The 8,862-nt window shown below is 69.8% G+C and carries 9 protein-coding genes; 5 read left to right on the top strand and 4 right to left on the bottom strand.

From position 1 onward, the window contains the following. Positions 1–119: 119 nt before the first annotated feature. Complete coding sequence (locus ACTJJ4_RS15655; RefSeq protein WP_440944163.1) at positions 120–782, bottom strand: fasciclin domain-containing protein; 663 nt, start codon at positions 780–782, stop codon at positions 120–122. 215 nt (positions 783–997) lie between these two features. Here ACTJJ4_RS15655 and ACTJJ4_RS15650 point away from each other — a divergent pair, with 215 nt between their 5' ends. From ACTJJ4_RS15650 to ACTJJ4_RS15630, 5 genes are all read left to right on the top strand, one after another. Then, positions 998–2,707, top strand: coding sequence for a cytochrome c biogenesis protein DipZ (locus ACTJJ4_RS15650; protein ID WP_440944162.1), 1,710 nt, complete (start codon positions 998–1,000; stop codon positions 2,705–2,707). Between the two features lie 34 nt (positions 2,708–2,741). After that, a complete protein-coding gene (sigK, locus tag ACTJJ4_RS15645) occupies positions 2,742–3,341 on the top strand; it encodes an ECF RNA polymerase sigma factor SigK (RefSeq protein WP_440944161.1) in 600 nt (199 codons plus the stop codon). Continuing rightward, positions 3,338–4,144, top strand: a complete 807-nt coding sequence (locus ACTJJ4_RS15640; RefSeq protein WP_440944160.1) for an anti-sigma factor — start codon at positions 3,338–3,340, stop codon at positions 4,142–4,144. The genes sigK and ACTJJ4_RS15640 overlap by 4 nt, the downstream gene beginning before the upstream one ends. A gap of 12 nt (positions 4,145–4,156) precedes the next feature. Next, complete coding sequence (locus ACTJJ4_RS15635) at positions 4,157–4,795, top strand: DNA-directed RNA polymerase subunit beta (protein WP_440944172.1); 639 nt, start codon at positions 4,157–4,159, stop codon at positions 4,793–4,795. A 179-nt stretch (positions 4,796–4,974) separates the two neighbouring features. Next, positions 4,975–5,856: an aminodeoxychorismate lyase gene (locus ACTJJ4_RS15630; RefSeq protein WP_440944159.1), complete on the top strand. Its 882-nt coding sequence runs from the start codon at positions 4,975–4,977 to the stop codon at positions 5,854–5,856. 68 nt (positions 5,857–5,924) lie between these two features. Here ACTJJ4_RS15630 and pstB read toward each other — a convergent pair whose 3' ends face one another. Genes pstB through pstC form a run of 3 tightly spaced genes read right to left on the bottom strand, consistent with a single transcriptional unit; the run spans position 5,925 to position 8,758 of the window. Next, complete coding sequence (pstB, locus tag ACTJJ4_RS15625; RefSeq protein ID WP_285636628.1) at positions 5,925–6,704, bottom strand: phosphate ABC transporter ATP-binding protein PstB; 780 nt, start codon at positions 6,702–6,704, stop codon at positions 5,925–5,927. A gap of 25 nt (positions 6,705–6,729) precedes the next feature. Further along, on the bottom strand, positions 6,730–7,821 hold the full coding sequence (gene pstA / locus ACTJJ4_RS15620) for a phosphate ABC transporter permease PstA (RefSeq protein WP_440944158.1): 1,092 nt from the start codon (positions 7,819–7,821) through the stop codon (positions 6,730–6,732). 1 nt (position 7,822) lies between these two features. Next, entirely contained in the window at positions 7,823–8,758 is a 936-nt protein-coding gene (pstC, locus tag ACTJJ4_RS15615; protein ID WP_440944157.1) for a phosphate ABC transporter permease subunit PstC, read from the bottom strand. Positions 8,759–8,862 lie beyond the last annotated feature (104 nt).

Genomic DNA, 8,862 nt, shown 5'->3' with positions numbered 1-8,862 from the left:
GAGCGCGCTCGCCGGCAGACCGGTGAGCGCGCTCTCCCCGGAGTGCGGGTCTCCTCCCTGATCCCGGCACTCCGGCAGGCGATGTCGAGGCGTCCCCACGCGCCGACATCGCCTGACGGTCACTGAGCCGGCGGCATCAGCACCGAGTCGATCAGGTACACGGTCGCGTTGGCGGTCTGCACTCCACCGCAGATCACGTTGGCGTCGTTGACCTTGAGCATGTCGCCGGATCCGGTCACGTCGACGTCAGCTCCCTGGACCGTCTTGTGCATGCCCACGATGTCGGAGGGCTCGATCTGTCCCGGGACGACGTGGTACGTCAGGATCGAGGTGAGCGTCTTCGAGTCGGTCTTGAGCGCCTCGATCGTGGCCGCGTCGATCTTGCCGAATGCGGAGTCCACCGGTGCGAACACCGTGAACTCATCGCCGTTGAGCGTGTCGACGAGGTTCACGTCGGGGTTCAGCTTCCCGCTCACGGCGGACACCAGCGTCGTCAGCAGCGGGTTGTTGGACGCGGCGACGGCGACCGGGTCCTGGGACATGCCCTGCACGGAGCCGGGACCGTCCGGCACCTGCTTGGCGTAGTCCGCGCAGCCGGGCCCGACCAGGTTCGCCGCCGGGTCCATGGTCTCGGGGGCCTGGGACGCCGAGTCGGACGTCTCCGGCGCCTTCGGCTCCGAGGTCGCGTCCGATCCGCCGCTCATCGTGCAACCCGCCAGCACGAGGATGCCGGCGAAACCGAGTGAGAGAGCTGCGGTGATCTTCTTCTTGGTGCTGAGCATGTCAACCTCCGGTTGCTAGGGCCGCGGACCTCCCGCGGCGTCGAGGGTTGTTCGGCGCCCTCGCGCGATCGGATGGGAATTTCTCGGACGTCTTTCTCCGGCAGCATCCCGGGCTCCTCAGGGGCGTGTCCGTACGCGCCCGTGGCGTGCCCGCGGCGCGGTCCGGCAATCCGAATCCCGGCCGGGACCGAACAGCACTCGACGGAAGGCGGATCATGGATCTGATCATCATCGGGCTGCTCGGCGGCCTCATCACGGGGATCTCCCCGTGCATCCTGCCGGTGCTCCCGGTCATCTTCCTCACCGGGGGCGCGCAGTCGGCGCGATTCGAGGGTCAGGTGGCGCCCGCGCGTCGGAGCCGCCCCTACCTGGTGATCCTGGGCCTCGTGCTGAGCTTCAGCGTCGTGACCCTGGCCGGATCGCTGCTGCTCTCCCTGCTCCACCTGCCGCAGGACGTCATCCGATGGGCCGGGATCGTCGTCCTGATCCTCATCGGCGTCGCGCTCATCGTGCCCCGGCTCGAGCAGCTGCTGGAGCGGCCGTTCCAGTGGCTGCCCCGGCGTGAGGTGCAGAACCGGGGGAGCGGATTCGGCGTCGGACTCGCCCTCGGCGCGGTGTTCGTGCCCTGCGCGGGACCTGTGCTCGCCGCGATCATCGTCGCGGGCTCGACCGGGCGCATCGGCATCGGCACGGTGCTGCTCACCGCCTCGTTCGCGATCGGCGTGGCCGTTCCGCTCCTGGTCTTCGCCCTCGCTGGGCGCGGGCTGGTCGAGCGGATCCGCGCGTTCCGCACGCGGGAGCGCGGGCTGCGCATCACCGCCGGCATCGCGATGATCGCGCTGGCCGTCGGTCTCGTCTTCAACGTCCCGCAGCAGCTGCAGCGCCTGCTGCCGGACTACACCGCTCCGCTGCAGCAGGACCTCGCCGACAAGCAGGCGGAGGCCCTCGACCTGGGCGGGCTGGTCACCGACGAGAACCGGGAGCTCAGCAACTGCACGAACGGCTCGGCCACGCTGCAGGACTGCGGCACCGCCCCGGCGATCCGCGGCATCGAGCAGTGGCTGAACACGCCGGACGGGAAGGCCATCGACCTGAACCAGCTGCGCGGAAAGGTGGTGCTGGTCGACTTCTGGGCGTACTCGTGCATCAACTGCCAGCGCTCGATCCCGCACGTCGTCGCCTGGGACGAGGCGTATCGCGACGCGGGTCTGCAGGTGATCGGCGTGCATTCCCCGGAGTACGCCTTCGAGAAGGACGCGGGCAACGTCGCCTCCGGCATCCGCGACTTCGGAATCGACTATCCGGTGGCGCTCGACAACGACCTGGCCACCTGGACCGCGTACCGCAACCGCTACTGGCCCGCGCACTACCTCATCGATGCAAAGGGCGTCGTGCGGCAGATCGCCTTCGGGGAGGGCGCGTACTCCGCCACCGAGAAGCTGATCAGGCAGCTGCTGGAGCAGGCCGATCCCGGTGTCTCGCTGCCCGCCTCCACAGAGGTCGCCGACAGCACGCCCGAGGTGGGCTCGACCACCCCGGAGACGTTCCTGGGGTTCTCGAAGGACCGCAACTACGGTGGCGAGGGCGCATACCGATCCGGGGAGAAGGACTTCGCGTTCCCGGCGAAGCAGCCGAAGGACACCTTCGCGCTGAGCGGCCGGTGGGACGTGGAGAGTCAGTACGCCGCACCGCCTGAGGGCTCCGACGGGAGCAGCATCCGCCTGACCTACCGCGCCGACGAGGTGCGGATGGTGATGGGGGGATCCGGCCGGATCGTGGTGACGGGCCCCGACGGCGCCACCGAGCGCATCGACGTGGACGGCAGCCCGCGTTCGTACCGGGTGAAGCAGGGCGGGCCGGCGGTCGGCGAGCTGACCGTCGAGGTGCCGCCGGGCGTGCAGGTCTACTCATTCACCTTCGGTTGAGAGTGGCGCGGGGCGGGAGAGGAGGGGATGCGGCATGCTGGTGGAGATGGTGATCGACGGCCTGGAAGTGCCGGAGGACGGTTCGGCGCGAGACAGCGCAGCCGACCTCCTGGTGCGCGTGGCCGCAGGCGACCAGCGCGCCTTCGCCGAACTGTACGACCTCCTCTCGCCGCGCGTGTTCGCTCTGATCCTGCGTGTGGTGGTGAACCGCTCGCAGAGCGAGGAGGTCCTCCAGGAGGTGTTCCTGGAGATCTGGCAATCCGCCGGCCGCTTCGCTCCGAACAGAGGGCAGGGCAGGTCCTGGGTGCTCACCATCGCCCACCGGCGGGCCGTCGACAGGGTGCGGGCGTCGCAGTCGAGCAGCGATCGTGACGTGCGCGTCGGTGTCCGCGACCTCGATGCGGCCCGGGACGTCGTCGAAGAGGCGGTCGAGGCGCAGATCGAAGGCGAGCGGGTCGTGGCGGCGCTCTCGGCGCTGCCGGAGGCGCAGCAGGAAGCGCTGATCCTGGCCTATTACGGGGGTTACAGTCAGACCGAGATCTCGGCTCTGACCGGCACTCCGCTGGGAACGATCAAGACGAGGATGAGAGACGGGCTGACGCGGCTGCGCAGCGAACTGGGGGTGTCGACATGAACGAGCGGGAATTCGCCGAGCTCGCGGCCGGACACGCTCTGCACGCCCTCTCGGAAGCGGACGAGCGGCGTCTCCTCGAGGCGAGGGCAGCGCATCCGGAGTGGCACGAGCACATCGACGAGGACGAGCAGATCGCGGCGACCCTCGCCGACGCTCTTCCGCCGGTGGCTCCGCCGCCGATGCTTCGGGACGAGCTGCTCGCGCGCATCGCGACGACGCCGCAGTCAGGCGCGGACGACCGAGCGGATGCCGGGCCGGTGGCGAACCACGCTCCCGAGCCCTCAGATCCTGCCGGGGAGGCCTCGGAGGCGGGCCCCGCTGCGGATACCGCGCATCCCATCCCGAGACGCTGGTCGCGGGCGCTCTTCGCGCTCGCCGCGTGCCTCGTGCTGATCGTCGGCGGCGGCATCGCCACCGCGGTGGTCGTCTCCCAGCTGCAGCGCCCGGCCTCCGTCGTCGCGCTGGACGAGATCCGCTCGGCGCCGGATGCCGCTCAGGCCACGGTGAAGCTGGGATCCGGAGCGACGGCCACCGCGCACTGGTCGGCCGACCTGGGCGAGGCGGTGCTGGTGGCGTCCGGGCTCGAGCGGCCCGAGGCCGGCAAGACCTACGAGCTCTGGTTCGTGCGCGGCGACAAGCCCGTCTCCGCCGGGGTGTTCGCCCCCGAGGACGGCAGTGCGACGGCTCTGCTGAAGGGCTCCATGCGCGCCGGTGACGTGATCGCCGTCACGGTGGAGCAGTCCGGCGGCTCGCCGTCCGGCGCGCCGACGAGCGAGCCGATCATCGTGATCCCCACCGCCTGAGGCTGGCGTACCCTGGATCGAGTGCCAGAGCAGTTCCACCGTCCCGTCCGGCGTCCGACCGCGGCCTTCGACAATCTCGTCGGAGCCGCGGACCCCGCCGAGAAGTCGCGCATCGCGCACGCCACGGCATCCGCTCTTCTCGAGCGGGCTCGGAAGGACGCCACGGGCGAGACGACCGAGCGGTTGATCGCCTTCGCTTCCGAGCACGGCATCGACGAGATCGCCGAGCTCTGGTCGCACGCACCCGCGCGGTCGCTGCCCGGCGCGCTGTGGCGGCTCTACCTGCTGCAGATCGCGATCCGCAGCGATGCCGCGACCACCGCTCTGCTGTACGAGCGCGGCAGGGTCGAACTGCAGTCGGCGGACAGCCTGATCGCAGGGGCACCGACGCCGGCCAGCCCGGAGGAGCTCGCCGAACTCGTCGACACGATCCTGCGCGGGGTGTTCCAGGGAGACTTCGCCGTGGCGCTCGAGCGCGCAGCGGCCTACTGCCGCGTGCAGGCCTCCGGCGCCACGCACACCGCCGATGACTACGAGCCCACCGAGCCCGGCCGCGCCAGCGAGCTCACCCGCCGCGCTCTGCGTCTGAGCGGCTATGCCGACGATCTGTCCGCGAGTGCGGCCGCGTGGCGACGCGGCGCGCTGACCTGAGGCGGCAGACGCGCCCGTATGAGACGTCGTCCGGACAGAGAAAGACCGGGCCGCAAGAACGCCTCTCGGCGGAAGGCCGCTCGCAGCGGCAGAAGTTGGAGCCCGGGGTTATGCGGCCCGGCCGATCAAGTGTAACGCGTCTTCGGCAGAGGTATTCCCCACCGTCCTAAGCTGTGGACATGGCTCAGCGCTACGCCCTGATGATCGACCCCGCCGACGTGGCGGATGCCCGTGACGACTACTCCGACACCTTCACAGACGTGGACGTCGAGGCCCCGGCGCTCAGCGTCGGGGAGTTCAGCACCCAGCGCGGGGACGGCGTCTTCGAGTCGATCGGCGTCGTCGACGGACACGCCAACGAGGTCGAGGCGCATGTGCAGCGGCTGGCCCATTCCGCGCGGATCTGCGACCTGCCGGCGCCGAACCTGGAGCAGTGGCGGCAGGCGGTCGCGGTCGCCGCTTCGCGGATCCCGCAGGGCGAGGCCGTCGTCAAGCTGATCCTGAGCCGGGGCGTGGAGCACGGACCGGCGCCGACCGCGTGGGCCACCGCCGCGCCTGCCGCCGACTACTCCGCGGTCCGCCGCGACGGCGTGCGCGTCGTCACGCTCGACCGCGGCTACGACCTGGGCGCGGGGGAGCGTGCGCCGTGGCTGCTGCTCGGTGCGAAGACCCTCTCCTACGCGGTCAACATGGCCGCGCTCCGCGAGGCGCACCGGCGCGGCGCCGACGACGCCGTGTTCGTCACCCGCGAGGGCTTCGTGCTCGAGGCGCCGACGGCGTCCCTGATCATCCGCCGAGGCGACGAGTTCCTCACGCCAGCGCCGTCCGGCGGCATCCTGCACGGCACGACACAGCTCAGCGTGTACGAGCTCCTCGAGTCGCGTGGCTTCCGCACCACGTACGCGACGCTCTCGGCCACAGACCTGGCGACCGCGGATGCCGCCTGGCTGGTCTCCAGCATCCGCCTGGCCGTGGCGATCACCGCCGTGGACGGCGCACCGCTGGCATCCGATCCCGACCTCACGGCGGAGCTGAACGCCTTCCTGCTGTCCCCGCGCTGAGGCGGACGCCGAAGCGGCCCCCTGATCGTTCGCCGATCAGGGTGCCGCTGCCGTTCAGGCGCCGAAGATCACCCGAAGCGGCCGGAGACGTAGTCCTCGGTGGCCTGCACGGACGGGGTGGTGAAGATCGTGGCGGTCTCGTCGTACTCGATGAGCTTGCCGGGCTTGCCGGTGCCGGCGATGTTGAAGAACGCCGTCTTGTCGCTCACCCGCGAGGCCTGCTGCATGTTGTGCGTGACGATGACGACGGTGTAGTCGTTCTTGAGTTCCTGGATGAGCTCCTCGATCGCGAAGGTCGAGATCGGGTCGAGGGCCGAGCAGGGCTCGTCCATCAGGATGACCTCGGGGGAGACCGCGATCGCGCGGGCGATGCACAGGCGCTGCTGCTGGCCGCCCGACAGTCCCGAGCCGGGCTTGTCGAGGCGGTCCTTGACCTCGTTCCAGAGGTTCGCGCCGATCAGCGACTTCTCGACCAGCGCGTCCTCGTCCGAGCGCGACATGCGCTTGTTGTTCAGCTTGACGCCGGCGAGCACGTTCTCCTTGATCGACATCGTCGGGAACGGGTTCGGGCGCTGGAACACCATGCCCACCTGGCGGCGGACCAGCACCGGGTCGACACCGGGGCCGTACAGGTCGTTGCCGTCCAGCAGCACCTCGCCCTCGACGCGGGCGCCGGGGATGACCTCGTGCATGCGGTTCAGGGTGCGCAGGAAGGTGGACTTGCCGCAGCCGGACGGCCCGATGAACGCGGTGACGCTGCGCGGCTGGATCTCGAGGGAGACGCCCTCTACGGCGAGGAAGTCGCCGTAGTAGACGTTGAGGTCGTTGACTTCGATGCTCTTGGACACGATGTTCCTTCGGGTTGGATCAGGCTCAGCGGCTCTTGGACGGAGCGAAGTAGCGGGCGACGAGTCGCGCGATGAGGTTGAGGACCATGACGATGACGATCAGCACCAGGGCGGCCGCCCAGGCGCGGTTCACGTAGGCCTCGGCGGGCAGGCCCTGGTTCATGTACTGGGTGTACACGAAGACCGGCAGCGACATCATCCGGCCGTCGGTCAGGCTGTAGTTCATGGATGCCGTGAACCCGGCGGTGACCAGCAGCGGCGCGGTCTCGCCGATCACGCGTGCGATGGCGAGCGTGACGCCGGTCACGATGCCAGCCATGGACGTGGGCAGCACGACCTTGAGGATCGTGAGCCACTTCGGCACGCCCAGGGCGTAGGACGCCTCGCGCAGCTCGTTGGGCACCAGCCGCAGCATCTCCTCGCTGGAGCGCACGACGACCGGGATCATCAGGACGGCCAGCGACAGGGCGCCCATCAGGCCCATCCGGATGCCGGGGGTGAGGATCAGCGCGAAGAGCGCGTAGATGAACAGACCGGCGACGATCGACGGGATGCCGGTCATCACGTCGACGAGGAACGTGATGCCGCGCGCGAGCCGCCCGCGGCCGTACTCGACCAGGTAGATCGAGGTGAGCAGGCCGATCGGGATGGAGATCACAGCTGCCGCCAGGGTGATCAGCACGGTGCCCATGATGGCGTGCAGCGCACCGCCGCCCTCGCCCACGACGTTGCGCATGGAGCTGGAGAAGAACTCGGCGCTGAGGCCCGCGATGCCGTTCTGCAGCGCCGTGTAGGCGACCGACACGAGCGGGACCATCGCGATGCCGAACGCGGCGGCGACCAGCGCCGTCACGATGCGGTCGGTGGCCTTGCGGCGGCCCTCGACGAGCGTGGAGATCACGCCGATCAGCACCACGTACAGCAGCACGCCGACGATGATCGTCCCGACGAGGTTGAACCCGCCGCCGCCGGCTGCCACCACGCCGAACACGGCGGCGGAGACGACCAGGGAGGCGGCCAGGAGCACCCACGGGGACCAGGCCGGGAGCCGGCCGTTCGTGATGCGTGCGGGCGGTGCGAGCTGCACCGCGGCGGGGGCGTTCTCGATCATGGTCATGTCAGTTCGCTCCCGAGAATTCCTTGCGGCGACTCACGATCCAGCGCGCGACGGCGTTGACCAGGAACGTGACCACGAAGAGGATCAGGCCCGTGGCGATCAGGACGTTGATGTTCACGCCGTACGCCTCGGGGAAGGTCTGTGCGATGTTCGCGGGGATGGTGTTGGGGTTCTGCGCGGTGAGCAGACGCCAGGTGATGCCGCCGGATGCCGAGAGCACCATGGCGACGGCCATGGTCTCGCCGAGCGCGCGGCCGAGGCCCAGCATCGAGGCGGACACGATGCCGCCGCGGGCGAAGGGGAGCACCGCCATGCGGATCATCTCCCAGCGGGTGGCGCCGAGGGCGAGCGCGGCCTCCTCGTGCAGCGGCGGGGTCTGCAGGAAGATCTCGCGGCAGATGGCCGTGATGATCGGCAGCACCATGACGGCCAGCACGATCGCGGCGGTCAGGATGTTGCGACCGGAGGCGTTGCCGTCGAACAGCGGGATCCAGCCCAGGTTCTCGGTCATCCAGGTGTAGACCGGGAGGGCGGCCGGGGCGAGCACCGCGATGCCCCAGATGCCGAAGACGACGGAGGGCACGGCGGCCAGCAGGTCGACGATGTAGCCGAGCCCCTGCGCGAGCCTGCGCGGTGCGTAGTGCGAGATGAACAGCGCCACCGCGATGGAGAGCGGGATCGCGATCAGCAGGGCGATGGCCGCCGCCCACACGGTGCCGAAGGCGAGCGGACCGACGTAGGACCAGAAGTCGCTCTTCAGGATGGAGGCGTCCTCGTTGGTCGCCGTGATGCCGGGGATCGACTGGATGATCAGGAACACCGCGACGGCGGCGAGCGTCACGAGGATCATCGTGCCGGCGGACAGCGCGGCTCCGGAGAACCAGCGGTCGCCTGGACGCTGTTTCGCCGACACCGTCGCGGTGGCAGTGGTGGTCATCTCGGGATGTCCTCGCTCGTCTGAGTGGTGTTTTCCGTGCGGATGCGGGATGTGGAGCAGACGGCGGGGGGGGGAAGACGGGGGCGATCTACCCGCCGCCCCCA

The sequence above is a fragment of the Microbacterium sp. 22195 genome (assembly GCF_052056515.1).
Classification (GTDB): domain Bacteria; phylum Actinomycetota; class Actinomycetes; order Actinomycetales; family Microbacteriaceae; genus Microbacterium.
Note: the sequence above shows the minus strand (reverse complement) of the source record. Positions and strands in the feature narration are given on the sequence as shown.

What these genes read in the sequence shown, in the direction of transcription:
- ACTJJ4_RS15655 (WP_440944163.1), bottom strand. Translation starts at nt 782, where the DNA reads ATGCTCAGCACCAAGAAGAAGATCACCGCAGCTCTCTCACTCGGTTTC.
- ACTJJ4_RS15650 (WP_440944162.1), top strand. Translation starts at nt 998, where the DNA reads ATGGATCTGATCATCATCGGGCTGCTCGGCGGCCTCATCACGGGGATC.
- sigK (WP_440944161.1), top strand. Translation starts at nt 2,742, where the DNA reads ATGCTGGTGGAGATGGTGATCGACGGCCTGGAAGTGCCGGAGGACGGT.
- ACTJJ4_RS15640 (WP_440944160.1), top strand. Translation starts at nt 3,338, where the DNA reads ATGAACGAGCGGGAATTCGCCGAGCTCGCGGCCGGACACGCTCTGCAC.
- ACTJJ4_RS15630 (WP_440944159.1), top strand. Translation starts at nt 4,975, where the DNA reads ATGGCTCAGCGCTACGCCCTGATGATCGACCCCGCCGACGTGGCGGAT.
- pstA (WP_440944158.1), bottom strand. Translation starts at nt 7,821, where the DNA reads ATGACCATGATCGAGAACGCCCCCGCCGCGGTGCAGCTCGCACCGCCC.
- pstC (WP_440944157.1), bottom strand. Translation starts at nt 8,758, where the DNA reads ATGACCACCACTGCCACCGCGACGGTGTCGGCGAAACAGCGTCCAGGC.